This window comes from Tardiphaga sp. (genome assembly GCF_028290495.1).
Lineage (GTDB): Bacteria > Pseudomonadota > Alphaproteobacteria > Rhizobiales > Xanthobacteraceae > Tardiphaga.
In genome coordinates this window covers 14645-40830 of the sequence record NZ_JAQGJT010000151.1, presented here as the reverse complement: position 1 = coordinate 40830, position 26186 = coordinate 14645, and the positions used below count along the sequence as shown (strand labels likewise).

General features: G+C 63.0%; 21 protein-coding genes. 7 read left to right on the top strand and 14 right to left on the bottom strand.

Annotated elements, in window-relative coordinates; translation table 11 throughout:
• Positions 1 to 167 precede the first annotated feature (167 nt).
• The 8 genes from JWQ24_RS22490 to urtA form a co-directional block, all read right to left on the bottom strand.
• Entirely contained in the window at positions 168 to 1004 is an 837-nt protein-coding gene (locus tag JWQ24_RS22490; RefSeq protein ID WP_299812692.1) for an aldo/keto reductase, read from the bottom strand.
• Between the two features lie 298 nt (positions 1005 to 1302).
• Positions 1303 to 1644 (bottom strand): zinc ribbon domain-containing protein, encoded by a 342-nt coding sequence (locus JWQ24_RS22485; RefSeq protein WP_299812690.1) that lies wholly within the window; start codon positions 1642 to 1644, stop codon positions 1303 to 1305.
• Positions 1645 to 1718: 74 nt separating this feature from the next.
• Positions 1719 to 2948, bottom strand: a complete 1230-nt coding sequence (fmdA, locus tag JWQ24_RS22480) for a formamidase (protein ID WP_299812687.1) — start codon at positions 2946 to 2948, stop codon at positions 1719 to 1721.
• A 41-nt stretch (positions 2949 to 2989) separates the two neighbouring features.
• Positions 2990 to 3679, bottom strand: coding sequence for an urea ABC transporter ATP-binding subunit UrtE (gene urtE, locus JWQ24_RS22475; RefSeq protein WP_299812685.1), 690 nt, complete (start codon positions 3677 to 3679; stop codon positions 2990 to 2992).
• Positions 3680 to 3708: 29 nt separating this feature from the next.
• Entirely contained in the window at positions 3709 to 4464 is a 756-nt protein-coding gene (gene urtD / locus JWQ24_RS22470) for an urea ABC transporter ATP-binding protein UrtD (RefSeq protein WP_299812683.1), read from the bottom strand.
• A 9-nt stretch (positions 4465 to 4473) separates the two neighbouring features.
• Positions 4474 to 5619 carry an urea ABC transporter permease subunit UrtC gene (urtC, locus tag JWQ24_RS22465; protein ID WP_299812681.1) on the bottom strand — a complete coding sequence of 382 codons (1146 nt, stop codon included), beginning with the start codon at positions 5617 to 5619 and terminating at the stop codon, positions 4474 to 4476.
• A gap of 21 nt (positions 5620 to 5640) precedes the next feature.
• On the bottom strand, positions 5641 to 6567 hold the full coding sequence (gene urtB / locus JWQ24_RS22460) for an urea ABC transporter permease subunit UrtB (protein ID WP_299812679.1): 927 nt from the start codon (positions 6565 to 6567) through the stop codon (positions 5641 to 5643).
• A gap of 93 nt (positions 6568 to 6660) precedes the next feature.
• Positions 6661 to 7920 (bottom strand): urea ABC transporter substrate-binding protein, encoded by a 1260-nt coding sequence (urtA, locus tag JWQ24_RS22455; RefSeq protein ID WP_299812677.1) that lies wholly within the window; start codon positions 7918 to 7920, stop codon positions 6661 to 6663.
• Between the two features lie 161 nt (positions 7921 to 8081).
• On the opposite strand from urtA, the gene JWQ24_RS22450 reads away from it, so the two are divergent.
• From JWQ24_RS22450 to JWQ24_RS22430, 5 genes are all read left to right on the top strand, one after another.
• Positions 8082 to 11453 (top strand): ATP-binding protein, encoded by a 3372-nt coding sequence (locus JWQ24_RS22450; RefSeq protein WP_299812675.1) that lies wholly within the window; start codon positions 8082 to 8084, stop codon positions 11451 to 11453.
• Entirely contained in the window at positions 11443 to 12372 is a 930-nt protein-coding gene (locus tag JWQ24_RS22445) for a response regulator (RefSeq protein WP_299812673.1), read from the top strand. The genes JWQ24_RS22450 and JWQ24_RS22445 overlap by 11 nt, the downstream gene beginning before the upstream one ends.
• Before the next feature lie 198 nt (positions 12373 to 12570).
• Entirely contained in the window at positions 12571 to 13893 is a 1323-nt protein-coding gene (locus tag JWQ24_RS22440) for a sugar ABC transporter substrate-binding protein (protein ID WP_299812671.1), read from the top strand.
• 95 nt (positions 13894 to 13988) lie between these two features.
• On the top strand, positions 13989 to 14825 hold the full coding sequence (locus JWQ24_RS22435; RefSeq protein WP_299812798.1) for a sugar ABC transporter permease: 837 nt from the start codon (positions 13989 to 13991) through the stop codon (positions 14823 to 14825).
• Positions 14822 to 15640: a carbohydrate ABC transporter permease gene (locus tag JWQ24_RS22430; protein WP_299812795.1), complete on the top strand. Its 819-nt coding sequence runs from the start codon at positions 14822 to 14824 to the stop codon at positions 15638 to 15640. The genes JWQ24_RS22435 and JWQ24_RS22430 overlap by 4 nt, the downstream gene beginning before the upstream one ends.
• A 168-nt stretch (positions 15641 to 15808) precedes the next feature.
• On the opposite strand, the gene JWQ24_RS22425 is transcribed toward JWQ24_RS22430, so the two are convergent.
• The 6 genes from JWQ24_RS22425 to JWQ24_RS22400 all read right to left on the bottom strand — a co-directional run bounded on the left by JWQ24_RS22425 (position 15809) and on the right by JWQ24_RS22400 (position 23407).
• Complete coding sequence (locus JWQ24_RS22425) at positions 15809 to 18523, bottom strand: nitrate reductase (protein WP_299812669.1); 2715 nt, start codon at positions 18521 to 18523, stop codon at positions 15809 to 15811.
• Positions 18523 to 19731 carry an FAD-dependent oxidoreductase gene (locus tag JWQ24_RS22420; RefSeq protein ID WP_299812667.1) on the bottom strand — a complete coding sequence of 403 codons (1209 nt, stop codon included), beginning with the start codon at positions 19729 to 19731 and terminating at the stop codon, positions 18523 to 18525. Before JWQ24_RS22420 ends, JWQ24_RS22425 begins: the two co-directional genes overlap by 1 nt.
• A gap of 9 nt (positions 19732 to 19740) precedes the next feature.
• Positions 19741 to 20166 (bottom strand): globin family protein, encoded by a 426-nt coding sequence (locus JWQ24_RS22415; protein WP_299812665.1) that lies wholly within the window; start codon positions 20164 to 20166, stop codon positions 19741 to 19743.
• A 178-nt stretch (positions 20167 to 20344) separates the two neighbouring features.
• Entirely contained in the window at positions 20345 to 21139 is a 795-nt protein-coding gene (locus JWQ24_RS22410; protein WP_299812663.1) for an ABC transporter ATP-binding protein, read from the bottom strand.
• Positions 21140 to 21165: 26 nt separating this feature from the next.
• Positions 21166 to 22059 (bottom strand): nitrate ABC transporter permease, encoded by an 894-nt coding sequence (gene ntrB, locus JWQ24_RS22405; protein WP_299812661.1) that lies wholly within the window; start codon positions 22057 to 22059, stop codon positions 21166 to 21168.
• 40 nt (positions 22060 to 22099) lie between these two features.
• Positions 22100 to 23407 (bottom strand): CmpA/NrtA family ABC transporter substrate-binding protein, encoded by a 1308-nt coding sequence (locus JWQ24_RS22400; RefSeq protein ID WP_299812659.1) that lies wholly within the window; start codon positions 23405 to 23407, stop codon positions 22100 to 22102.
• A gap of 408 nt (positions 23408 to 23815) precedes the next feature.
• On the opposite strand from JWQ24_RS22400, the gene JWQ24_RS22395 reads away from it, so the two are divergent.
• Both JWQ24_RS22395 and JWQ24_RS22390 read left to right on the top strand, forming a co-directional pair.
• On the top strand, positions 23816 to 24262 hold the full coding sequence (locus JWQ24_RS22395) for a hypothetical protein (RefSeq protein ID WP_299812657.1): 447 nt from the start codon (positions 23816 to 23818) through the stop codon (positions 24260 to 24262).
• 187 nt (positions 24263 to 24449) lie between these two features.
• A complete protein-coding gene (locus JWQ24_RS22390; RefSeq protein WP_299812792.1) occupies positions 24450 to 25700 on the top strand; it encodes a serine hydrolase domain-containing protein in 1251 nt (416 codons plus the stop codon).
• Positions 25701 to 26186: the final 486 nt, after the last annotated feature.

Genomic DNA, 26186 nt, shown 5'->3' with positions numbered 1-26186 from the left:
CCGATCGAGTGCTGGCGGGGCCCCGTGCAGTACGGCTCCCGAATCAAAGGCGAAGGCACCAAACGACGATCGCGGTTCCGCGACAAGTGACGATATCAGGGAGCTATCATGCACAGGCGATCGCGGCCGGATGTCATGCCATAGTGCGTTGCAGCGAGGGCGCTGCCTTACAGCATCGGCAGGCTGGACGGCTCGCGGCCAAGCGGACAGGCCTTGTCGATCTCCGCCAACTCGTCCTCGTCGAGTGTCAGCTTGCCTGCCGCTGCATTGTCGGCGGCATGCACCGCTGACGACGCCTTGGGGATCGCGAACACCGAGACGCTTCGCGTCAGAAACGCCAGCGCGACCTGGCGCGGGGTCGCACCATGCGCGGCGGCGATCTTCGCCAGCACCTGCCCGGCCGCCGAGCGGGCCCCCGGGAAATCATTGTGGCCGAACGGCGAATAGGCCACCACGGCGACGCCGTTCTGCTCGCACCACGGGATCACGCGATGCTCGATCGCGCGTTCCTGCAGATGATACAGCACCTGGTTGCAGGCGATGGCGCCACGCCCTGCCACCTTGGAGAGCGCGGCCAGATCATCCACGTCGAAATTGCTGACGCCCCACGAGCGGATCTTGCCGGCGCGCTTCAACTCCTCGAAGCCGGCGACCGTTTCGGCGAGCGGCGTCTGGCCGCGCCAGTGCAGCAGGTAGCAATCCAGCCGGTCGGTCTGCAGCCGTTGCAACGAGCGTTCGCAGGCGTTGATGGTGCCACGCTTCGAGGCGTTGCCCGGCAGCACCTTGGACACCAGGAACACCTCATCGCGCCGCCCCTTGATGGCTTCGGCGATCACCAGCTCGGCGTCGTCATACATCTCGGCGGTATCGATATGCGTCATGCCGAGGTCGAGGCCGGCACGCAACGCGGCGGTGGCGGCTGCGCGATCGCCGCGGTCGATGTACCAGGTGCCCTGCCCGATCACGGAGACGTTCGGGCCGTTGCCGAATTTCTGCTGTCGCACCAGAGCCTCCGCTGCCCGCGACCGCAATCTGGCGACCGGGATCAGTGTCTAGCGGATTTTGGGAGCGATGTCGCGGGGCTCGCTCTTTCTCGTCATCTCGGGCGCGTTCGCACAGCGAACGCGCCGACCTTCACGTCCGACGTCATTCCGGGGAGGGAGCAGCGCAAGCTGCGAGCGAACCTCAGCCGCTCCGATTGGAGCGGGGGGAATCGAGATGGCGATGAACACCTCGGGATTCCGGGTCTGCGCTCCCGCGGGCTCGCCGACGAAAGCGCATCCCGGAATGAGAGCGATGGGATCAATGGCTGATCATCCACGGCCGCGCGGTCGGAAAACTCTTCGCGCCGCTCTTGCTCTGCTTCACCAGCCGCGACGGCTTCTTGCTCGAGCAGCATCCGCAGCCGGCGCCGTGCGACGCCTTGTACTCGGCGGAGGTCTTCGGCGCGTGCGAACTGCGCTCGTTGGTGGCGTGGGCCTTGCGCTTGTCGGAAGGCATGCAGAAGAACGCCGGCGCCGTCAGGATCACGCGCGGCGCCTCGACGGTGCAGCCCGGGCAATCATGCGGCTCGTCGCATTCCGCCATCGGCCGCATCTCGGTGAACGGGCCGCAATCGTTGCAGAGATATTCATAGACCGGCATGAGCTTGCTCGATTCAATGCGATGAAAGAAAAGAGGCTGCGGGACGGCGACGTGATGTCCCGCAGCCCAAGGCGTTACTTGTCCGGCGACAGCGGCATCTGGATCGAGCCGTCGATGTGCTTGATCGGGCCTGCCGAGGACGGATTGATGTCGAAGTCGAAGATCTGCGTCGGCAACCAAAGCGTGGCGCAGGCGTTGGGTACATCAACCACGCCGGAGATGTGGCCCTGCACCGGCGCGGTGCCGAGGATCGAATAGGCCTGCGCGCCGGAATAGCCGAACTTCTTGAGATACTCGATGGCGTTCAGGCAGGCCTGGCGATAGGCTATGTGGACATCGAGGTAGTGCTGCTTGCCGGCCTCGTCGACCGAGATGCCCTCGAAGATCAGGTAGTCATTGTAGTTCGGCGTCATCGGCGACGGCTTGAACACCGGGTTCTTGATGCCGTATTTCGACACGCCGTCCTTGATGATATCGACCTTGATGTGCAGCCAGCCGGCCATTTCGATGGCGCCGCAGAAGGTGATCTCGCCGTCGCCCTGCGAGAAGTGCAGATCGCCCATCGAGAGGCCGCCGCCGGGCACGTAGACCGGGAAGTACACTTTCGACCCGCGCGACAGATCCTTGATGTCGCAATTGCCACCGTGCTCGCGCGGCGGCACGGTGCGCGCTCCTTCGGACGCCGCCTTGTCACGGGCTTCGCCCTTTAGCCGACCCATATGGGCGGTCGGGCCGAACGGCGGATTGGCGAGGCCGGGCACACGGGTCGGGTTGGTGTCGATCAGCGCCTGCTCGCGCTCGTTCCAGGTCGCCAGCAGCTTCGGATCCGGCAGGCAGCCAATCAGACCGGGATGAATCAGCCCAGCGAAGTTCACACCGGGAATGTGGCGCGACGAGGTGTACATGCCCTTGAAGTCCCAGATCGACTTCTGCGCCAGCGGGAAGTGATCGGTGAGAAATCCGCCGCCGTTTTGCTTGGAGAAGAAGCCGTTGAAGCCCCACTGCGAGTCCTTCATCGGGCCGACGTCGAGCAGATCCACCACGAGGAGATCGCCAGGCTCCGCGCCTTTGACGCCGATCGGCCCGGACAGGAAGTGCACGATCGACAGGTCGATGTCGCGCACGTCGTCGGCAGAATCGTTGTTCTTGATGAAGCCGCCGGTCCAGTCATAGGTCTCAACGATGAAGTCATCGCCCGGATTGACCCACGCCACCATCGGAATGTCGGAATGCCAGCGGTTGTGAATCATGTCGTTGTCGTAGGCCGATTGCGTGAGATCGACCTTGATCAGTGTATCCGCCATATATTGCTCCCCTCAGTTACTCTGCTTGGTGGTTGGAAACTCTAGACCGACAGGTATTTGGCGATCTGGCCGGCATCGATGCCGTCGCGCATCTCGTCGCTAACGATTTCACCATTCTCGATCACCAGCACGCGGTCGGCGACATCAAGTGCAAAGCTCAGCACCTGTTCGGAAACAATGATCGAGAGCCCCTTGGTGTCGCGGATCCGCTTCAGCGTCCGCGCCATCTCCTTGATGATCGAGGGCTGGATGCCTTCCGTCGGCTCGTCGAGCAGCAGCACCTTCGGCTTGGTGGCGAGTGCCCGCGCAATCGCCAGCTGCTGCTGCTGGCCGCCGGATAGATTGCCGCCGCGGCGGTCCTTCATCTCCAGCAGCACCGGAAACAACTCGTAGAGATCGCCGGGCACGTTCTTCTCGCCGGAGACGACGAGGCCGGTCTCGATGTTTTCCTTCACCGTCATGTGCGAGAAGATCATGCGGCCCTGCGGCACGTAAGCGAGGCCCCTGGCGACGCGCTCATAGCTCTTCAACGCGTTGATCTCGGTGCCTTCCATCGTCACCGACCCGCTTTTGGTCGGCACGATGCCCATCAGCGATTTCATCAGCGTGGTCTTGCCCATGCCGTTGCGGCCCATGATCGCGACGATCTCGTTGGGCTGTACGGCGATGTTGAGCCCGTGCAGCACCTCACTCTGGCCGTAGGCGACGTGCAGATCGTTAATGGCAAGCATGATGATGGTCCTTCAGCGCCGCTGAGAAATTAGTGGCCGAGATACACTTCAATGACCTTCGGGTCGTTCTTGACCTTCTCCATCGTGCCCTCCGACAGGATCTGGCCCTGATGCAGCACCGTGACCTTGTGGGCGATATCCTCGACGAATTTCATGTCGTGCTCGATCACCAGCACGGAGCGGTTCTTGATGATCCTGTTCAGCAGTTCCGCCGTCTTGATGCGCTCGCTGACGCTCATGCCGGCGACCGGCTCATCGAGCATCAAAAGATCCGGGTCCTGGATCAGCAGCATGCCGATCTCCAGCCACTGCTTCTGGCCGTGGCTGAGCAGCTCGGCCGACATGTTGAGGCGGTCCTTGAGGAAGATCATCTCCGCGACTTCCTCGACGCGGTCGCGCACCACGGCGTCGCGCTTGAAGGTCAGCGCACCGAACACCGAGCGGCCGCGCGGAAAGGAGATCTCCAGATTCTCGAACACGGTGAGATCGTCATAGATCGACGGCGTCTGGAACTTGCGCCCCACACCGGCCTGCACGATCTGGTTCTCCTTCATCTTCGTGAGGTCCTTGTCACGAAAATGGATGGCCCCCGACGTCGCCTTGGTCTTGCCGCAGATTAGATCGAGCACGGTAGTCTTGCCGGCGCCGTTGGGGCCGATGATGACGCGGATCTCGTTTTCCTCGACGTAAAAGGAGAGGTCGTTGACCGCCTTGAAGCCGTCGAACGAGACCGTCAGTCCTTCGACCGCGAGCAGGAAATCCTTGGGCTGGTGACCTATCAGCATGATCGTCTCCTATTCCGCCGGGGCGCCGTCGGCGACCGAGGCGTCGGTCCAGCCGTTCTTCTTCGAACCCTTCTTGCGCAGCAGCTTGTCGACCTGCGGCTGCACGTAGTCGCTCCAGATTCCGGCGAGCCCGTTCGGGAAGGCCAGCACCACCGCGATGAACAGCCCGCCGAGGCCGAACAACCAGAGTTCAGGAAAGGACTCCGAGAAGCTGGTTTTCGCGAAGTTCACCAGCAGCGTGCCGTAAACCGCGCCGAGGATCGACAGCCGGCCGCCGACCGCGGTGTAGATCACCATCTCGATGGAGGGAACGATGCCGACGAACGACGGCGACATGAAGCCGACCTGCAGCGCGAACATGGCGCCACCGATCGCGGCGAAGATCGCAGCGACGCAGAAGGCGAAGATCTTGAAGTTGGCGACGCTGTAGCCGGAGAACCGCACGCGGTCCTCCTTGTCGCGCATCGCCACCAGGATACGTCCGAGCTTGGAACGGCGGATGAACTGCGCGATGAAGATGCAGCCAAACAGGCAGGCCACCTCGAAGAAGTACAGCACGACCTTGGCGTGATCCGGCCGGATGTCCCAGCCGTTCAGCGTGCGCAAGTCGGTCATGCCGTTGATGCCGCCGGTGTAGCCCTGCTGGCCGACGATCAGGATGGTCAGGATCGCCGCTACCGCCTGGGTGATGATTGCGAAATAGGTGCCACCGACGCGGCGCTTGAACATCGCGGCACCAATGACGAAGGCGAAGAACGCCGGCACAAGGATGATCGCGATCACCGTGAACGTCAGGCTATGGAACGGCTTCCAGAAGAACGGCAGCGAGGTGATCTGATTCCAGTCCATGAAATCCGGGATGCCGGGGGTCGACTGGATCTTGGTGTTCGCCGGGCTGGAGGCCTCCAGCTTGAGGAACATCGCCATGCAGTAGCCGCCGAGGCCGAAGAACACACCCTGTCCGAGGCTGAGAATGCCGCCATAGCCCCAGCAGATCACCAGCCCGACCGCGACAAAGGCGTAGGTCAGATATTTCGCGACCAGATTGAGCCTGAAGACATCGAGGCTGAGCGGCAGGATCACCACCAGCAGCACCGCGAGCGCGACGATGCCGAGTAGCTCTGGCCGGTTAACGAGGCGTGCATTGTCGGACATGGCTTGAGCCCTTTTTGTTTGCTACTTGCGGACCTTGAGGGCGAACAGTCCCTGCGGGCGCAGCATCAGAATTCCGACAATGGCAAGCAGCGTGAGCACCTTGGCCATCGACCCCGACATGAAGAATTCCATCGTCGACTGCGCCTGCGAGATGGTGAAGGCGGAGGCGATGGTGCCGACCAGGCTGGCGGCGCCGCCGAACACCACGACCAGGAAGGTATCGACGATGTAGAGCTGGCCGGAGGTCGGGCTGGTCGAGCCGATCATGGTGAAGGCGGAGCCGGCGATCCCGGCGATGCCGCAGCCGAGCCCGAAGGTGTAGCAATCGACCCGCGCGGTATTGATGCCGACGGCGCCCGCCATGACGCGGTTCTGCACGACGGCGCGGACCTGGCGGCCCCAGCGCGATTTGTACATGATCCAGCCGACCGCCATGGTGATGAGCAGCGTCAGGCACATCACGAAGATGCCATTGATCGGGACTTCGATACTGTCGGTGATCTGCTGGGAGCCCATCATCCACTGCGGCAGCTCGACGCCGACTTCGCGGGCGCCGAAGATCGAGCGATAGGCCTGCTGCAGGATTAGGCTGAGGCCCCATGTAGCGAGCAGCGTATCGAGCGGGCGCTTGTAGAGATGGCGTATCAGCGCCCATTCCACCAGCATCCCCAGCGCGCCGGAAGCGATGAAGGCCAGAATCATGGCGACAAAGAAATAGCCGGAGAACAGCGACGGCAGATGGTTCTGGAAAAAGCTTGAGGTGAGCCAGGTGACGTAGGCGCCCAGGATCATGAATTCGCCGTGCGCCATGTTGATGACGCCCATCTGGCCGAAGATGATCGCCAGCCCAAGCGCCATCAGCACATAGACCGAAAACAGGATCAGCCCGGCAAACCCCTGCATTGCGAAAATGGCGCCGAGATCGCCAATCGAATAGTCGCCGAACATGGTCCGTCCTCCGTCAGGAAAAGGGCCCGCGTCGCAAGCGACGCGGGGTGGTGTTTCGCGGATAGGTCGTCCGCGTCAGGGAGAGAGTGAGGCTTACTGGTAGCCCTTGGGGAACGGATCCGGCTCGACCAGCTCGGCGGTCTCGTAGACCAGCTCGAACTGGCCATCGAGCTTGGCCTTGCCGACCCGGGTCTTCGACCACAGATGATGGTTTTCGTGGATCCGCACATAGCCTTCCGGCGCGCCCTTGAACTGGATGCCAGGCGACGCCGCCGCGACCTTGTCGATGTCGAAGGAGCCGGCCTTCTCGACGGTGGCTTTCCACAGCCACGGCCCAAGATAGGCAGCCTGGGTGACGTCGCCGATCACCGTCTTTTCGCCCCACATCTTCTTGAACGCGGCCACGAACTTCTCGTTGTTGTCGTTCTTCAGCGACTGGAAGTACTTCATGCAGGCATAGGCGCCGGCGATGTTCTCGCCGCCGATACCGTCGATCTCGTCTTCGGTCACGGAGATCGTCAGCAGCGTCTGCTTCGACAGGTCGATGCCGGCCGCCTTGAGCTGCTTGTAGAAGGCGACGTTGGAGCCGCCGACGACGTCGGTGAAGATCACGTCGGGCTTGGTCAGCTTCAGCTTGTTGATCACCGAGTTGAACTGGGTGTGACCGAGCGGGAAATACTCTTCGCCCACGACCTTGAGCTTGAGCATGTTCTCGATGTGCTTGCGCGCGATCTTGTTCGAGGTGCGCGGCCAGATGTAGTCGGATCCGATAAAGTAGAACGACTTCGCGCCCTTCTCCTTGGCGATCCAGTTGATGCCGGCGAGGATCTGCTGGGTGGCTTCCTGGCCGGTGTAGATCACGTTCTTGGATTGCTCGAGACCTTCGTAGAAGGTCGGGTAGTAGAGCATGCCGTTATACTGCTCCATCACCGGCAGCACGGCCTTGCGCGACGCCGAGGTCCAGCACCCCATGATGGCAGCGACCTTGTCGTTGACCAGCAGCTTCTTGGCCTTTTCGGCGAAGGTCGGCCAGTCCGAAGCGCCATCCTCCTGGATGATTTTGATCTTGCGGCCGAGCACGCCGCCCATCGCATTGATCTGCTCGATGGCGAGCTTTTCGGCCTGGATCGATCCGGTTTCCGAGATCGCCATCGTGCCGGTCGCGGAATGCAGGATGCCGACGGTGACTTCCGTGTCGGTGACCGCGAGACCCGTGGTATTGATCGCCGCAGTCGCCGGCGACTGCGCGAAGGCCCCGCGCGGCAGCATGGTCAGGGCGGGCAAGGCTGCCATCCCCATCAGCAGTTTTCGCCGCATCGGCGAGTGTAGACCCGGCTTCTTCTCGTCTGACATGTTTACCCCACTGTTTGTACGGACGCCTATTGGTGAGGCAACAATTGCTGAAGTTGTGCGGTGCACAGATACGCGAGATTGCGTATACTGCACCGCAAAATGGCGACGTAGATTTTTGGCGTCGCGCAATATGCGTAGTTCGGCGGGTCAGGAGCGATAGAGTGGCAGGGCGGCAGCGCATCGACCGTGTCCGGCGCCAGTACAATCAATGGGTCGCCAACCAGACGCTGGAAGACTATGCGCTGCGTTTCACCGCCAAAAGCGCCCGGCGCTGGTCCTCGGCACGGGTCGCCAATACCGCTCTGGGCGCCATCTCGTTCCTGGCGCTGGAGGCGATCGGCGGTACGATCACCATCAATTACGGCGTCACCAACGCCGCCGCCGCGATCCTCGTGGTCAGCTTCATCATCTTCTGCTGTGGCCTGCCGATCGCCTATCATGCCGCAAAATGCGGCATCGACATCGACCTCCTGACCCGCGGCGCGGGTTTCGGCTATATCGGCTCGACCATCACCTCGCTGATCTACGCCTCCTTCACCTTCATCTTCTTCGCACTCGAGGCGGTCATCATGGCCACCGCGCTGGAGATGTGTTTCGATATTCCACGCCCGATCGGTTATCTCCTTTCCGCGGTGGTGATCATCCCGCTGGTGATCTACGGCATCACGCTGATCAGCCGGTTCCAGCTGTGGACGCAGCCGCTGTGGCTGGTGCTCAACCTCGCGCCGTTCGTGGCGATCGCCTGGGCCAGCCGGCAGTCGTTTGTCGAATGGACCAAATTTCCCGGCGAACACGGCGATCCCGCAGGCAGTCTCGACCTGTTGCTGTTCGGAACCGCCGCTTCTGTGGTGTTCTCGCTGGTGGCGCAGATCGGCGAACAGGTCGATTTCCTGCGCTTCCTGCCGCGCGACCGCCGGGAGTCGAAGACCGCATGGTGGGTGGCGCTGCTATGTGCCGGGCCCGGCTGGATCGTGGTCGGCGCACTGAAGCTGCTGGCCGGTTCGTTCCTGGCCTACTTCGCGCTGACCCACGGCGTCACCACCGAGCACGCCGCAGAACCCGCGCATATGTATCTCGAGGCGTTCCGCTACGTGCTGTCGCAGCCGGATCTGGCGTTGGCGCTGACCGGAACCTTCGTGATCCTGTCGCAGCTCAAGATCAACGTCACCAACGCCTATGCCGGCTCGATCGCGTGGTCGAACTTCTTCTCCCGCCTCACCCACAGCCATCCCGGCCGCGTGGTGTGGCTGGTGTTCAACGTGCTGGTGGCGCTGCTGCTGATGGAAATCGGCGTCTACAAGGCGCTGGAACAGACGCTGGCGCTGTATTCCAATGTCGCCATCGCGTGGGTCGGTGCGCTGGTTGCCGATCTCGTCATCAACAAGCCGCTCGGCCTGCGCCCGCAGCACATGGAATTCAAGCGTGCGCATCTCTATGACATCAACCCGGTCGGCGTCGGCGCCATGCTGGTCGCCACCGTGGTATCGATCAGCGCGTTCTACGGCGTGTTCGGCCCGTTCGCCAAGGCGCTGTCGCCGTTTGTGGCGCTGGTCGCCGCCCTCGTCACCGCGCCGCTGATCGCTTGGGTAACGCAGGGAAAATACTACATCGCGCGAAAGCCGAAGCGAGCCTGGCAGAACCTGCCGGCAATCCAGTGCTGTATCTGCGAGCATTCCTTTGAGCCAGAGGACATGGCGCACTGCCCGGCCTATGCCGGCCCGATCTGCTCGCTATGCTGCTCGCTCGACGCCCGCTGTCATGACCTCTGCAAGCCGCATGCGCGCATCCAGGAACAGATATCGACCACGCTCGGCAAGCTGCTGCCGACGCCGATCTATGCCCGGATCAACTCCCAGGTCGGCCATTACCTCGGCGTGTTCGCGATGTCGGCTGGCCTGGTCGGCCTGACGCTGGCGCTGATCTATCTGCAGACCTCGGCGGCTGTGCCGGCCGATGAATTCCAGCTCTCCGATGTGCTGTGGAAAGTGTTCTTCGCGCTGACGATCATCATCGGCGTAGTCGCCTGGTTGTTCGTTCTGGCCAAGCAGAGTCGCACCGCCGCGGAGGCCGAGACCAAACGGCAGACCTCGCTCTTGATGCAGGAGATCGTCGCGCACAAGCGCACCGATGCCGAATTGCAGCGCGCCAAGGAAGTCGCCGAATCCGCCAACCTCGCCAAAAGCCGCTACGTCGTTGGCCTCAGCCACGAACTGCGCTCGCCGCTCAACGCCATCAGCGGCTACGCACAATTGCTGGAACAGGACGAGAGCCTGCAGAAACGACCACGCGATCAGGTCCGCGTCGTCAAGCGCAGCGCCGATCACCTCTCCGGCCTGATCGACGGCATCCTCGACATTTCCAAGATCGAGGCCGGGCGGCTGTATCTGTCGCGCGACGAGGTGCGCCTCACCGACTTCCTCGATCAGCTGGTCGGCATGTTCCGGCTGCAGGCCGCCGCCAAGGGCATCGACTTCGTGTTCCGGCGGCCAAACGTGCTGCCGGTCGTGGTCTATGCCGACGAGAAGCGGCTGCGCCAGGTGCTGATCAACCTGCTGTCGAACGCCATCAAGTTCACGCAAACCGGCAGCGTGCAGTTCGTGATCCACTACCGCAGCCCGGTCGCCGAATTCGAGGTGATCGACACCGGGCCCGGCATCCAGCCCGGCGATCTTGAGCGCATCTTCGCGCCGTTCGAGCGCGGCGCGCTCGGCGTCGCGCAGCCGCACACCGGCACGGGGCTCGGCCTCACCATCAGCAAGCTCCTGGCCGGCGTGATGGGCGGCGACATCCGCGTCACCAGCACGGTCGGCACCGGCAGCACCTTCCGCGTCAAGATGCTGCTGTCGGAAGTCACCAACCCGACTCGCATCGCGCCGGTCGACGCGCCGATCTTCGGCTATCACGGCCCGCGAAAAACCATTCTGATCACCGACGACGACCCGACGCAGCGCGACCTGCTGCGCGAGGTGCTGGCGCCGCTCGGCTTCATTCTGCTGTCAGCGCCCGACGGTCCGTCCTGCCTCAGCCTCGCGCTGCACTGCCGGCCGGACCTGTTCCTGCTCGATATCTCGATGGCCGGCATGGACGGCTGGACCGTGGCGCAGACGCTGCGCGCCAGCGGCCACCATCAGGCGCGCATCCTGATGGTGTCGGCGAGCGCGCTGGAAGCGCACGGCACGCCGCTGGCGCAGCCCTTCCACGACGGCTACCTGATGAAGCCTATCGACATCCCCCGCCTGCTTGAACTGATCGGACAGACCCTGAAAATCGACTGGCAATATGAGCGCGACGAGATCGTCACTCCGCCGCGCTGGACGCCGAGCGGCTCGCGCCCGCCGGTACGGCATGTCGAGGACCTCATCAGCCTCGGCCAGATGGGCCACATTCGCGCGATCCAGCTCAAGCTCGACGAGATCGGCACGGAGCATCCCGAACACGCCGATTTCGTCGGCGAGATGCGCGCCCTGATCGACCGCTTCGACCTCGACCAGTACATGGCAACGCTCAAGACGTTGTACAGCTATGATCACTGAGCCCCGCAAACGCGACGTAGCCCTGGTCGTGGACGATTCCCCGGAGACGCTGCGGCTCCTGACCGACGCGCTCGACGGCGCCGGCATGACGGTGATGGTGGCGATGGACGGCGCCGCCGCGATGCGGATCGTCGAGCAGATCACGCCGGACATCGTACTGCTCGATGCCGTGATGCCGGGCATCGACGGATTCGAGACCTGCCGCCGCCTGAAGCGCGACGCCGGCCTCGCCGACGTGCCGGTGATCTTCATGACGGGCCTCGCCGAAACCGAGCACATCGTGCGCGGCCTTGAAGCCGGCGGCGTCGATTACGTGACCAAGCCGATCGTCATCGAGGAAATGATCGCGCGGATACGCGTTCACCTCGCCAATGCCCGCCTGACGCAGAGCGCACGCGCCGCGCTCGACGTCTCCGGACGCTTCCTGCTGGCGGTGAATCGCCTCGGTCGTATCCTGTGGGCGACACCGCAGGCGCAGAAACTGCTCGCGGACAATCTCTCCGCTCAGGCCGACGACGCGCTGTTGCTGCCGCCGGCCATGCTGCAATGGCTGGAGCGCATGCAGAGCGCCGTGCCCGGCGCCAAAACGCAGCCATCGGCCGGCTTTCCCGACAACGAACTGCTGCGGCTGCAATATATGGGCAAGGTCGGCCCCGACGAATTCCTGCTGCGCCTCGCCAAGGACACCGCCGCCTATCTGCCGTCCGAATTCAGCCGCGAACTCGGCCTCACCGGCCGCGAGGGCGAAGTGCTTTCCTGGCTCAGCAAGGGCAAGAGCAACCGCGACATCGCGCAGATTCTCGGCCTCAGCCCGCGCACCGTAGACAAGCACCTCGAGCAGATCTACGCCAAACTCGGCGTAGAGAACCGCACCGCCGCGGCGACGATCGCAGTCAATGCGAGTCATCGGAAGGGATAGTCCTGTCGTCTCGGCAAACGAGCCTGCTAACCAGCGAAGCCAAGCCAAGACGACGGACTGGGAGTTCGTTGTTCTCTCGTCTACGTCGCGCTTGTCCCCCCAATCCATCGTGCTATGACTCGTGACGGCGCATTCCCGGTTCAACGGGGAGCGACCGTACATCGCCGCGATTCAGGCGGCTCGCAGGGAGGATGACCGATGGCCCCATTTGGCCCGACGCGCCGTGCTGTATTGAAGGGGACGCTCGCCACCGGGGCGCTTGGTCTCGTCGGGTTGCCGGCTTTCGCCGAACCGGCCTGGAAGAAATATGCCGGTACCACCATCGAGGCCAATCTGATCAAGGGCCCGCGCGGCGAGTTGCTGCAGAAATACGCCTCCGAATTCACCGACCTCACCGGTATCAAGGTCGAATCCGAAGTCATCCCCGAACAGCAGCAGCGCCAGAAGGCGGTCATCGAACTCACCTCCGGCAAGCCCAGTTTCGACGTCGTTCATCTCAGCTATCACGTGCAGAAACGCCAGTTCGAGAAGGCCGGCTGGCTCGCCGACCTCACCGGCTTCATGAAGGATCCCAATCTGACGGCGCCCGACCTGACGGTGGACGACTTTTCCGCCGGCGGTCTGAAATTCGCCAGGAACGACGACGGCGCCATGCATTCGCTGCCATGGTCGGTCGATTACTTCATTCTGTACTACAACAAGGAGCTGTTCCAGAAAAAGGGGCTCACGCCGCCGAAGACGTTCGAGGAACTGGCAGTCGCCGCCGAGAAGCTGAACGATCCGGCCAACGGCATCTACGGCTTCACCGGCCGCGGTCTGCGCAACGCCAACATGGCGCTGTGGACCAATTTCTTCCTCAACTACGGCGGCGAGTTTCTCGACGACAAGGGCAACATCCTCACCGATGGTCCTGAGGCCGTCGAGGCCACCAAGATGTATCAGCGCCTGATGACCAAATCGGCGCCTCCCGGGGTCGCCGGCTTCAACTGGATGGAATCGATGGCCTCGCTGACGCAGGGGCGTGCGGCGATGTGGATCGATGCGGACGGCTGGGCACCGCCGATCGAGGACCCCAACGCCTCCCGCGTCGTCGGCAAGATCGGCTACACTCTGGTGCCGGCCGGCCCCAAGGGCCAGTATTCCTCGACCTATGGCGACGGCATCGGCATCGCCAAGACCAGCACGAAGAAGGAAGCCGCCTATCTGTATTGCCAATGGGCGGTTTCCAAGACGATGGGCGCCCGGCTGCTGCAGAGCGGCGGCGGCGTGCCGTTCCGCAACTCGATCCTCAGCGACGAGAACGTCCGCAAGGGCGTCAAGACCCAGGAATGGCTCGACGCCGTGATCGGCTCCGCCAAGATCAGCAAGCTCGGCCTGCCGGTCATCGTGCCGGTTGCCGAATTCCGCGATCTGGTCGGCGCTGCGCTGACCGCGACGCTTTCGGGGGCAGATCCGGCGACCGAGTTGAAAAAAGCGCACGACCAGTTCCGGCCGATCCTGGAGCGCAGCGAAAAGACGTGAGCGAACTGACAGCCGTCCAGCGACTCGCCGTCGAGGTGGAGACCGCAAAGCACGCGTGGCGGCCGATCTCGTATTGGCCGTTCGTGATCCCGGCGATGATCGTGGTCCTCGCCGTCATCATCTTTCCCTGGGCGTATACGATCTGGATGAGCCTGCACGAATGGAAAGTCGGCTCGCAGCCGACCTTCGTCGGCTTTGCCAATTATCTCCGGCTGCCGTCGGACGCACGCTTCGTGGAATCGGTATGGCACACGCTGGTCTATACCGCGCTTTCCGTGGCGCTGCCGCTGATCCTTGGCACGCTGGCGGCTGTCATCTTCAACAGCAAATTTCCATTGCGCGGCTTCTTTCGTGGACTGTTCATCCTGCCGATGATGGCAACCCCGGTGGCGATCGCTCTGGTGTGGACGATGATGTTCCATCCGCAGCTTGGCGTTCTCAACTATTTGCTGGCGCTGGTCGGCCTGCCGCCGTCGCTGTGGGTCTTCCACCCCGCCACGGTGATCCCTTCGCTGGTGCTGGTGGAGACGTGGCAATGGACGCCCTTGGTGATGCTCATCGTGCTCGGTGGCCTCAGCGCGATTCCGTCCGAGCCCTATGAAAGCGCCCAGATCGACGGCGCCACGCCCTGGCAGACCTTCCGCTTCATCTCGCTGCCGATGATCATGCCGTTTCTGTTCATCGCCGCCATGATCCGCATGATCGACGCCGTCAAAAGCTTCGATATCATCTTCGCGATCACGCAAGGCGGCCCCGGCAGCGCCTCGGAAACCATCAACCTCTATCTCTACAGCGTCGCCTTCGTCTATTACGACGTCGGCTACGCCTCGGCGGTCGTGGTGGTGTTCTTCGCGCTGATCGTGGCCTTGGCCGGCGCGCTTCTGCACCTACGCCAGCGCACGCACTGGAACGATACCGGAGGCAGCGCCTGACCATGCGGACGCTTCTCAACAAGATCGGCCTGACATTTGCTGTCATCGTCATCGTCTCGCCGGCTGTATTGTTTTTCCTATGGATGCTGTCGCTGTCGATCAAATTCGAGATCGACAACGCCTCCTATCCGCCGGTCTTCATTCCCACCCGCTTCAACTGGGGCAACTACGCCGCGGTGCTGGAGTCCAAGCGGTTCGCGACCTATTTCTTCAACAGCCTGATCGTCACCGGTGCGGCCACCTTGTTCGCGCTGGTCGTGGGCGTGCCGGCCGGCTATGGCATCGCGCGTATGCGCGCGCGCAAAGCGGCGGTGGTGATCCTGATCGCCCGCATCACGCCCGGGCTGTCTTATCTCATTCCGCTATTTCTGATGTTCCAGTGGCTCGGCCTGCTCGGCACGCTGTGGCCGCAGATCATCATCCACCTGGTGGTGACCGTACCGATCGTGATCTGGATCATGATCGGCTACTTCGAGACGACGCCGATGGAACTCGAGGAGTCGGCGATCATCGACGGCGCCACACGCTGGCAGGTGTTTCGCCACGTGGCGCTGCCGATCGCGCGGCCCGGCATTGCCGTCGCCTTCATCCTCGCGGTAATCTTCTCATGGAATAACTTCGTATTCGGCATCGTGCTGGCCGGCCGCGAAACGCGCACCCTGCCCGTCGCCGTCTACAACATGATCTCCTTCGATCAGCTGAGCTGGGGGCCATTAGCGGCGGCCGCCTTGATCGTCACCCTGCCGGTGCTGCTGCTGACGGTTTTCGCGCAACGCCAGATCGTGGCGGGGCTGACAGCCGGCGCGGTGAAGTGACGACACTCTTGTGCCGTCATTCCGGAGCGCTCGCGGCGCCAGCCGCGTGCGAACCTCAGCCGCTCCAATTGGAGCGGCTGGGAATCCCGATATAGCTCCAAACATCTCGAGATTCCGGGTGCGCGCCATCCGGCTTTCGCCGTCTGTCGCATCCTGGAATGACAGTAGTCAATTCGCCACCACCAGTTTCCGTTCATCCCCTGTCGGCGCAGCCTCCTCCGCGCCCGCGATCAGCCGCTTCAATTCCGGAATGCACGAGCCGCAATTGGTGCCGGCCTTGAGCTGTGCGCCAATCTCCGCGGCGCTCCCGGCTCCCGTCGCAATCGCGTCGCAGATCGTGGTGCGTCCGACGCCGAAGCAGGCGCAGACGATCGGGCCAGCACTGGCGTGGCCATCCGCGGGTTTGCCGGACAACAGCAACCGGCGTTGCTCGTCATCGAGCGCACCGCTCGCAAACAGCGCCTTCATGGCGTCCCAATCGAGTGCGTCCTGCATGGGACCAATGAACAGGCAGGTCTCGATGCGGTCATCGACAAACGACACCGCGCGGAAAACGCTGCGGCTGGCGTCCTCGAATTCCGCGACGTCCTCACCCAGCAAAGGCTGCAGCCACGCGCGCCACGTTGCCAGATCGGCATTGGCAGAGATCAGGTAGCCGACGCCGCCGGTAACCGCCACGCGCGCCCATAGCGCCTTCTCCGGCAACGCCAGCGGCTTGCGCGACAACACAAAGCCGCGTTGCGCGAACGCAAAGGGCGCGATCGACACCGGCGTGGCCTTGTTCTCCGGCTGGCCCGAGAACGGATCGACAAATGGCGCCACCAGCGAACCGACGCGGGCAAAGGACGCGGTCTCGTCGTTCCAGTGGATCGGCGCGAACAGCATCCCGCGCTGCTGCCGCTCGCTGACCGCCACTTTCAGAATGCAGTGGCCGTATTCGGTCGTGAGCCTGGCGTGGCCGCCATCGGTCACGCCGCTGCGCACCGCGTCATCCGGATGGATTTCCACGAAGGGCTCCGGCAGATGCTGGCCGAGCCGCGGGCTGAGCCCGGTGCGCGTCATGGTATGCCACTGGTCGCGGACGCGGCCGGTGTTCAGCCGCAGCGGCCGCGTGGCGGAAATCTCGCTGCGCAGCGCCGGCATCTCGACCGCGATAAAGCGCGCGCGACGATCCCTGGTGTAGAAGCCGCCTTGCGCGAAAAAACGCGACTGCGGCTGCGTGGTGCCCTCGCGCACCGGCCATAGCACCGGCCCCATCGCCTCATAGCCCTCATCGGAGAGCTTCATCAGCCCGCCGATATTGAAATCGCGAAGGCCGTTGTTCTCGAATCCCGACAATGCGGCATGTTCACGAAAGATATCCGCGGCCGAATAGTAGTTGAACGATGCACCGAAACCGAGCCGCTTCGCAATCTCGCACAGGATCCACCAGTCCGGCATAGCCTCGCCAGCCGGCTTCAGGAACGCGCGCTGCCGCGACATCCTGCGCTCCGAATTGGTCACCGTGCCTGATTTCTCGCCCCAGGCCTGCGCCGGCAGCAGCACATGCGCACCGGCATTCACTGTGTCGTTCGAGCGCACGTTCTCCGACACCACGAATAGATCGAGCTTGCCCAGCGCCGCACGCACCGCGTCCGCATCCGGCAGAGACACCGCGGGATTGGTGCCGATCACCCACAACGCCTTGATCTCTCCACGGCCGATGGAATCGAACATCTTGATGGCCTTGAGGCCTTCATGGGTCGCAATGTGTGGCGCCTTCCAGAAGCGGCGGACACGGTCGATCTCGGCAGGCGTGAAGCCCATATGCGCGGCGAGCTGGTTGGCCAGGCCGCCGACCTCGCGACCGCCCATCGCGTTGGGCTGCCCGGTCAGCGAGAACGGCCCGGCGCCGACCTTGCCGATGCGGCCAGTCGCGAGATGACAGTTCAGGATCGCGTTGACCTTGTCGGTACCCTGCGCCGACTGATTGACGCCCTGCGAATACAGCGTCACCACGCGCGGCGTCTTGCGGAAAAGGTGAAAAAACGCCGCGACGTCGGCCTCGGCGAGGCCGGTCGCCAGCGCGGTGGCCGCAACGCTGCCGGCGATGTTTTTCGCGCGCGCCAGCGCCTCGTCGAATCCCGAGGTGTGAGCGTCGATATAGGCCTGGTCCAGCGCGCCATTGTCGGCAAGATGCGCCAGAAGCCCGCTGAACAGCGCCGTGTCCGTGCCCGGCTTGAGGCCGAGAAACAGATCGTCATCGGCCGCCGTATCGGTGCGGCGCGGGTCGATCACCACGATGCGCGCGCCGCGCGTCTGCTTGTTGGCCAGCATGCGCTGGTACAGCACCGGATGGCACCACGCCGCATTCGAGCCGACCAGCACCAGCAGGTCGGCCTCGTCGAGATCCTCGTAGCAGCCCGGCACGGTGTCGGCGCCGAAGGCGCGCTTGTGGCCGGCGACCGAAGAGGACATGCAGAGCCGCGAATTAGTGTCGACATTGGCGCTGCCGATGAAGCCCTTCATCAGCTTGTTGGCGACGTAATAGTCTTCGGTCAGCAACTGCCCGGACAGATAGAACGCCACCGAGTCCGGGCCATGCTCTTTGATAATGGAACGAAAGCGCTCCGCTGTGTGATCTAGCGCCGTGCTCCAGGCCACCTGCTGCATCGCACCGCTCTCGCTGCGGATCATCGGATGCAGCAGCCGCTCGCTCTGGCCCAGCGTCTCGCCAAGCGCAGAGCCCTTCGAGCACAGCCGGCCGAAATTGGCGGGGTGTTCGGTATCGCCAGCGATCGCGGCGCCACCGCTGCCGTCCGGCGTGGCCAGCACGCCGCAGCCGACGCCGCAATAGGGGCATGTCGTCTTCGTGGTGCGCAGGCCCGGATCGATCGCTGTCATCACGCCGCCTCGGCAAGCGCGCGGCCGAACATCATGTCCGATCGAAGGCGATCTATAGGCGCGCCGCTGCGGATCAGTTCGAGATACCACAATGCGTCCCGGGTATCGCCGACAAGCACCGCGCCTGTGAGCTGGTCGCCCGCGATCACCAGCTTCTTGTAGATGCCGCGGTGGATGTCATGCAGCAGCAGTGTCTCGCTTCCGTCCGCCGCCATGAAATCGCCAGCAGAGAACACGCTGACGCCGGATACTTTCAGATTGGTGGCGAGCACGCTGCCTGGATAGGCAGCCGCGCGGCCGGCGAGATGCCGCGCCAGAACTTTCGCCTGCTCGTAGGCTGGCTCCACGAGGCCATAGCAGGTGCCGCGATGTTCGGCGCATTCGCCGAGCGCGTAGATGCCCTCAGTGGCCGTCGCCATCCGGTCGTCGACCACGATGCCGCGGTTGACCGCGATGCCCGCGTCCCGGGCCAGCGATGCGTTGGGCCGGATGCCGGCGGCAAAAATCACCGCGTCGGCCGCAAGCCTGCGGCCGTCCTTCAGCTCGACGCCTTCCACACAGCCATCGCCATAGATGGTCGCGGTGTTGGCCTCCAGCAGCACCGTGACGCCCTTGCGCTCGACCTGCGTCTTCAGCAGCGCCGCCGCGGCGGCATCGAGTTGCCGCTCCATCAGCCGGTCCATCAGATGGATCAGGGTCACGCTGGCGCCGGCTTTGGCGAGACCGTACGCCGCTTCCAGCCCGAGCAGCCCACCGCCGACCACCACGACGCGCTTGTTCTGCGCGGCCAGCGTCAGCAGTCCGTCGACATCGCGGCTGTCGCGAAACGTGTGCACGCCGGAGAGTTCCGCGCCGGGCACCGGCAGCCGTAGCGCGGATGAGCCGGTGGCGAACACCAGTTTCGAGAACGGCACGCGCTTGCCGCAGGCAGTGAGCACCTCGCGCGCCGCCATATCGATGGCGATCGCGGTCGAGCCATATTTCAGCGTCACGCCGCGGTCGCGCCACCACGAAGCCGGGCGCAGCTCGATCTCGTCATGCGTCGCTTCACCGGCCAACACCGAGGACAGCAGCACGCGGTTATAGGCCAGCCGCGGCTCATCGCCGATCACGGCGATCGCGTAACGGCCGAGCGCGCACTGGGCGAGTTCATCGACCAGCCGTGCCGCCGCCATGCCGTTGCCGATGATAACCAGCGCTTCGCTCATATTCGTTCCTTATTCGGCGGCTTGCGCGCCGCTATTCGCTTCGGAAATCATGTAGCCGGACAGCGTGCCGTAGGCCGCGGACCAGGCCTCTGCAACATCGGACGTCCACGCATCGCCTAGCCCCTTCTCCAGCGTCCACAGCAACGCCGATCCGACGATCGGATAGTGCTCGGCCGTGACGCCGTAGTTGACGTGTCTCTTGGCCAACTTGCTGGCGGCGGGCAGCACGGTTTCCAGCCGCGTAAGGCCGGTGACGACGACGCCGAGCGTCGCCATCAGCATGCGGCGCTGATCCGCCATGTCGCCGCGAAACATCGGCTTCACGTCAGGCGCGATCTCGAACAGGCGGTCATAGAACAGCACCGCGGCCTGATCGGCGATCGGTGCGACCTTGGCAAAACTTTCCTGAACCATTTTGATTTGCTGCGGTGTCATGGCATTCCCCCTATGCTGGCATTGGCTGACGAAGGATCAAGTGATCGAAAGCGATGGCACCGTCAGTGCCACCGTCGTTGCGAGGAGCCCTTGCGACGAAGCAATCCAGTCATCGCTTGTGGCTTTCTGGATTGCTTCGCTTCGCTCGCAACGACGAACGCAACTCTGTCGCCCAGATTTATGCCGCCTCGACGAACTTGTGTCGCTCGTACAGGAACTCCAGCACGCGCTTGCGGCATTTGAGATAGGTCGCGTCGCTCGCCAGTTCGAGCCGTTTTCGCGGACGCGCGAGCGGCACGTCGAGCACCTCTCCGATGGTGGCGCTGGGGCCGTTGGTCATCATCACGATGCGGTCCGACAGCAGCACGGCTTCATCCACATCATGGGTGATCATGACGATGGTGTTGCCTAGCTTCTGGTGCAGCGCCATCACCGAATCCTGCAGATGCGCGCGGGTCAAGGCATCCAGCGCGCCAAACGGTTCGTCGAGCAGCAGCACTTTCGGCTCCATCGCCAGCGCGCGTGCAATGCCGACGCGCTGCTTCATGCCGCCGGAGATTTCGGAAGGGCGCTTGTCCTTGGCGTGGGTCATCTGCACCAGATTTAGATTGTGCATGATCCAGGCCGCGCGCTCCGCTCTGGTCTTCGATTTGGCGAACACCTTGTCGACGCCAAGCTGGACGTTCTGATAGACGGTGAGCCACGGCAACAGGCTGTGGTTCTGGAACACAACGGCCCGGTCCGGCCCCGGCGAGTTGACCTCACGATTCTCCAGCAAAACGCCGCCCATCGTCGCCGTCGTCAGACCAGCGATAATGTTGAGCAATGTGGATTTACCGCAGCCGGAATGGCCGATGATCGAGACGTATTCGCCCTGGGTCAGCGTCAGGTTGATGTCCTTCAGCACTTCGGACGAGACGTTGCCGCGGGTGAACACCTTGTCGATGTGATCGAGTTTCAGATAGGGCTTCATGCGATGTTCCTTAAGCGACCGGGTTCTTAACTGACGGAGGTGCCGTGGGTAACGAGCTTGCCGAGGCCGGCGATCATGCGGTCGAGGATGAATCCGATGATGCCGACATAGAACAGCGCCAGGATGATCTCGCTGATGTGGCTGGAATTCCAGGCGTCCCAAATGAAGAAGCCGATGCCGACGCCGCCGATCAGCATTTCAGCGGCGATGATGGCGAGCCACGACAGGCCGATACCGATGCGCAGGCCGGTGAAGATGAAAGGCGCCGCCGAGGGCAGCATCACCTTCCAGAAGAACTCAAGCGGATTGAGCTGCACGACGGCGGCGACGTTGCGATAGTCCTGCGGAATGTTGCGGATGCCGACCGCGGTGTTGATGATGATCGGCCAGATTGAGGTGATGAAAATCACGAAGATCGCGGACGGCTGGCCATCGCGGAAGGCGGCGAGCGCCAGCGGCAGCCAGGCCAGCGGCGGGATGGTGCGCAGCACCTGGAAGATCGGATCGAGCCCTCGCATCGCCCAGACCGACTGGCCGACCAGCGTGCCGAGCGCGATGCCGACTATCGCGGCCAGCGAATAACCCAGCGCCACGCGTTGCAGACTGGCAGAGAGATGCCAGTACAGACCCTTGTCGATGCCGCCGTGATCGAAGAACGGATCGAAAATCAGTTCCTTGGTGTCCTGATAGACCTTGGAGGGCGGCGGCAGGGTCGAGCCTGCGCGTCGGCATACCAGCTCCCAGAACACCATCAGCAGCGTGAAGACGACCAGCGGCGGGATCACCCGCACCGCTGCCTCCTTCGCCATCTTGGCGTATTTCTCGGTGTTGACGGGCTGCTTCGGAGACAGCACGACGCTCGCCACCGGCGGCTTCGCCAGTGCCGTTGCCGGCTCGGTCTTGATAGCTTGCATGTTCATCGCACTGATCTCCGTCATTTCAGTCAGGCTCGCGTCGGTCTCAGACTTCGACGCGCTTGATGGCGAGCGACTTCAGATAGGCGGCGGGGTCTTCGGGATCGAACACCTTGCCGTCGAAGAAAGTCTCCTTGCCCCGCGACGTCGAGGCCGGCAGCGCTGCGCCCAACTCCTTGGCGGCTTCTTTCCAGAGATCTTCGCGGTTGACCTTGGCAATCAGCGCCCTGGAGTCGAAGCCCGCATCATATTTGCCCCAGCGGATATCCTCGGTCATGAACCAGAGGTCGTGGCTCTGATAGGGATATGAGGCGAAGTCATCCCAGAACTTCATGATGTGCGGCGAGTTCTCGACAACGCGGCCGGTGCCGTAATCGAATTTTCCCTTGACGCGGTCGGTGACGTCTTCCACCGGGCAGTTGATCCACTGGCGCTTGGCGTTGATGGCGGCAACCTCGTCGCGGTTCTCGGCTTTCTCGCACCACTGCTGCGCTTCCATCACCGCCATCAACAGCGCTTTGGCGGCCTTCGGGTTCTTGTCCACCCAGGCCGCGCGCATGCCGAGCGACTTCTCCGGATGCTTGTTCCAGAGTTCGCCGGTGGTGATCGCGGTGTAACCGATGTTCTGGTGAATCAGCTGCAGATTCCACGGCTCGCAGACGCAGAAGCAATCCATGGTACCAACTTTCATGTTGGCGACCATCTGCGGCGGCGGCACCACGATGGTTTCGATGTCCTTGTCGGGATCGATGCCGCCGGCGGCCAGCCAGTAGCGGATCCACAGATCGTGCGTGCCGCCCGGGAACGTCATCGCCGCCTTGATCGACTTGCCCGAGGCTTTCTTCTTGTCGAGCGCTGCCTTGAACGGCGCGGTGTCCAGGCCGACCTTCACATCGGCGTATTCCTTGGCGACAGAGATGCTCTGCCCATTGAGATTCAGCCGCGCCAGAATGTACATCGGCGTCGGCACGTTGTTCTGCGTCACCTTGCCGGACGAGATCAGGTAAGGCATCGGCGTCAGGATATGCGCGCCATCGATGCCGTTGCCTTCGGAGCCGAGCACGAGGTTGTCGCGCGTGGTGCCCCATGAGGCCTGCTTTAATACTTCCGTGTCCGGCAGACCGTATTTGGCGAAGATGCCCTTTTCCTTGGCAACGAACAGTGGCGCTGCGTCGGTCAGCGCGATGAAGCCGAGCTTGGCGCCCTTCACTTCGGGACCGGCACCCTGCGCAAAGGCGCCAGCCGGGAAGTGCAGTCTGGCGGCCGCGAGGAGTGCAGCCGTTCCGGTGGCGGCCTTCAGAAGCTGGCGGCGGCTCAATTTGCGGCTGGGCGTCTGGGTCTCTGACTTCGTCATCGTCGCGGTCGTCCTTTCGTGGGCTGCTGCCACCGGCACCGCTTGCCCTCCGTCGCAGTGCCGTTCGAACCGAAAGGCAAAAGGACATAGCGGCGCGTCTGGGGGAGGCCCCCATGATGGCAATGCGGCTGGTGATGGATGGTGACGGCTACAATGGCGTCGATAAGAACTATTCAAACTTCGTGCCAGATCGCCGCGACGCGAGAATTCTATTCTTTACAAACAGTTAGGCTGCTGCACAGGCACCCTAACTGTCGTCCTGACGCATCCAAAAATTGCGAAGCGCTCAATTGTTGTGCGACGCACTCGAAACAAGCAGATCTGCCGACGGTGTTATTTTACAGCCGCCGGCAGGATGGGTATCGATGTTAAGAGGAGCGCCAATGCCACCACCGAGCGGACCTGACGATGCCCCACCCCGACGCCAGCCATGACCCCATCCCCGCCGCCTTGCGCGACGCCGCGACCACGCTGAAGGCCGCCATCGTGGTGTCGGCCGCAGCCATCCTGTCACAGGCCGACGCCGACCTCCGCGCCAATGCCGCCGCCGCCGTCGAGCACTTCGATTCCTTCGGGCGAAAACTCGACACGCTGCGCACCAATTCGCTCAACGACCGTATCAGCGTGGTCGCCAGCAAGACGGATATCGCCAAGACCACCCTGTTCGAGGTGGTCGGCAGCGCCGAACGCGAGGGGCTTGCGACCTTCGCCGAGCGCGTCGGCGAACTCGGCCAGGCGTTCAACGAGGTGATGGCGCAAGCAGGCCTCGCGTCGACGCCGCCGTTTCAATTCGACCAGTTCTTCCTGGAGAGCATGCACGACCTCGGGCAACGCGACTGGAGCGACGCCGGCTGAGCGGTGTCCGCGCGGCAACAGGCGTTGCCTTGAGTGCATCATGCCGTCTCGTTGTCCTGCATTTGCCATAGCGATGCTATCGCGCGATCATATCCGCTGGCGCGACAATCTCCGCGCGATACAAATCCCGGTGGCAGAGCGGCATCCGTAAAATGGTCTGGCAACAAACGTTGGAGTGACGTTGAAAATGCTGCGAAAGAATTCGCTATCCGCCCCCGCGCCTGAACAGACCGGTATGTCCCCTGCTGCATTGGCCCGCATCGACGCGCATCTGAAACGCAACTATATCGATGCCGGACGCTTTCCCGGCACGCAGTTGCTGGTCTGGCGACGCGGCCAGATCGCGCACCATGCCGTTCAGGGCTTCGCTGATATCGAACGCCAACGCGCACTGGCTGACGACAGCATTTTCCGCATCTATTCGATGACCAAGCCGATCACTTCAGTCGCTTTCATGATGCTGGTGGAAGAAGGCCGCGTCGCGCTCGACGAGCCCGTCCACAAATACATTCCGGAATGGGCCCACCTTGGCGTGTACCAGGCCGGCGTAACTGCGCCGTTCCTGACCAGACCGCCGGCGCGGCCGATGCTGGTGATCGACCTGTTGCGCCACACCTCGGGGCTCACTTACGGCTTCCAGCAGCGCAGCAATGTGGACGCGGCCTATCGGGCGCTGAAAATCGGCGAGATCGAGAAGGCCGGCACGATACAGTCCATGATCGAGGATCTGGCAAGCATTCCGCTGGAATTCTCACCCGGCGACGCTTGGAATTATTCGGTGTCCACTGACGTCATCGGCTATCTCATTGAGAAGATCGCTGGCCAGCCGCTCGACCAATTTTTGCAACAGCGCATCTTCGCCCCGTTGGGGATGACCGATACCGGCTTCTTCGTGCCGCCCGACAAGGCGCACCGCCTGGCCGCCTGCTATGCCGCGGACGGCCGCGGCGGCATGGTACTGCAGGACGATCCCCGCACCAGTTCGTTCCTCGAACAGCCGTCGTTCATCTCCGGCGGCGGCGGGCTCTGCTCGACAGCAGCCGACTATCTCACCTTCTGCCGCGCGCTGCTCAATCGCGGCGAAATCGACGGCGTGCGCCTGCTCGGCCCGAAGACGCTGGCGCTGATGACATCCAACCATCTGCCGGGCGGCCGCGACCTCACGGAAATGTCCAAGTCGCTGTTCTCCGAGGCCACCAACGCCGGCGTTGGATTCGGCCTCGGCTTCTCGGTAACGATGGATCCGGCCAGCACCATGATCGCGGGCAGCGCCGGCGAATACGCCTGGGGCGGCGCTGCCAGCACGGCGTTCTGGATCGACCCCGCCGAGGAGCTAATCGTAATCTTCATGACCCAGCTGCTGCCGTCCAGCGCCTATCCGGTACGACGTGAATTGCGAAGCATGGTGTGTGCGGCGATCACCGAGAGCAACCTGTGACACCTCGCCGCAAGCGGTCATGACCAGTCCAACCCGCCCGACAGGTCGCGGCGTCGAGCACCGTTCTGATAAACGGAACGCCACCCTGCTGCATCGTGAAGTTGGCCGGTAAATTGGGAAGCGGCCGGTATTCGCGGGAGATCCGTGGTGACGATGGTACCAGACCGACAGGTGGAAACGCCTGGTATCACCGATGCCAACATCGATCATCCGATTGCATCGTGCTCACATTCGCGCGGCACATTGAAACCTCGTTTCGGCAGCAACGTATCAATTATGAAAGCACAACATCGTGATGCACCTTATGGGCCGCACCGCCGTTAAAGGGTAACTGAAACTACAACGTGCGTCGATCCAAAGCCCTGTGATGCGAACGGCTGTCAACAGTGATCGCGTGGGCTGAGTCACACGGGATCGGCATCAGAACTGCAGAGACGTGTCTTTTGCATTTGCTGCGACAATTGTACCCACGAATTGATTTAAATC

Coding starts and splice junctions, on each gene's coding strand:
- JWQ24_RS22485 (WP_299812690.1), bottom strand. CDS start 1,644: ATGCCGGTCTATGAATATCTCTGCAACGATTGCGGCCCGTTCACCGAG.
- fmdA (WP_299812687.1), bottom strand. CDS start 2,948: ATGGCGGATACACTGATCAAGGTCGATCTCACGCAATCGGCCTACGAC.
- urtE (WP_299812685.1), bottom strand. CDS start 3,679: ATGCTTGCCATTAACGATCTGCACGTCGCCTACGGCCAGAGTGAGGTG.
- urtD (WP_299812683.1), bottom strand. CDS start 4,464: ATGCTGATAGGTCACCAGCCCAAGGATTTCCTGCTCGCGGTCGAAGGA.
- urtC (WP_299812681.1), bottom strand. CDS start 5,619: ATGTCCGACAATGCACGCCTCGTTAACCGGCCAGAGCTACTCGGCATC.
- urtB (WP_299812679.1), bottom strand. CDS start 6,567: ATGTTCGGCGACTATTCGATTGGCGATCTCGGCGCCATTTTCGCAATG.
- urtA (WP_299812677.1), bottom strand. CDS start 7,920: ATGTCAGACGAGAAGAAGCCGGGTCTACACTCGCCGATGCGGCGAAAA.
- JWQ24_RS22445 (WP_299812673.1), top strand. CDS start 11,443: ATGATCACTGAGCCCCGCAAACGCGACGTAGCCCTGGTCGTGGACGAT.
- JWQ24_RS22440 (WP_299812671.1), top strand. CDS start 12,571: ATGGCCCCATTTGGCCCGACGCGCCGTGCTGTATTGAAGGGGACGCTC.
- JWQ24_RS22435 (WP_299812798.1), top strand. CDS start 13,989: ATGATCGTGGTCCTCGCCGTCATCATCTTTCCCTGGGCGTATACGATC.
- JWQ24_RS22425 (WP_299812669.1), bottom strand. CDS start 18,523: ATGACAGCGATCGATCCGGGCCTGCGCACCACGAAGACGACATGCCCC.
- JWQ24_RS22420 (WP_299812667.1), bottom strand. CDS start 19,731: ATGAGCGAAGCGCTGGTTATCATCGGCAACGGCATGGCGGCGGCACGG.
- JWQ24_RS22415 (WP_299812665.1), bottom strand. CDS start 20,166: ATGACACCGCAGCAAATCAAAATGGTTCAGGAAAGTTTTGCCAAGGTC.
- JWQ24_RS22410 (WP_299812663.1), bottom strand. CDS start 21,139: ATGAAGCCCTATCTGAAACTCGATCACATCGACAAGGTGTTCACCCGC.
- ntrB (WP_299812661.1), bottom strand. CDS start 22,059: ATGAACATGCAAGCTATCAAGACCGAGCCGGCAACGGCACTGGCGAAG.
- JWQ24_RS22400 (WP_299812659.1), bottom strand. CDS start 23,407: ATGACGAAGTCAGAGACCCAGACGCCCAGCCGCAAATTGAGCCGCCGC.
- JWQ24_RS22395 (WP_299812657.1), top strand. CDS start 23,816: ATGCCCCACCCCGACGCCAGCCATGACCCCATCCCCGCCGCCTTGCGC.
- JWQ24_RS22390 (WP_299812792.1), top strand. CDS start 24,450: ATGCTGCGAAAGAATTCGCTATCCGCCCCCGCGCCTGAACAGACCGGT.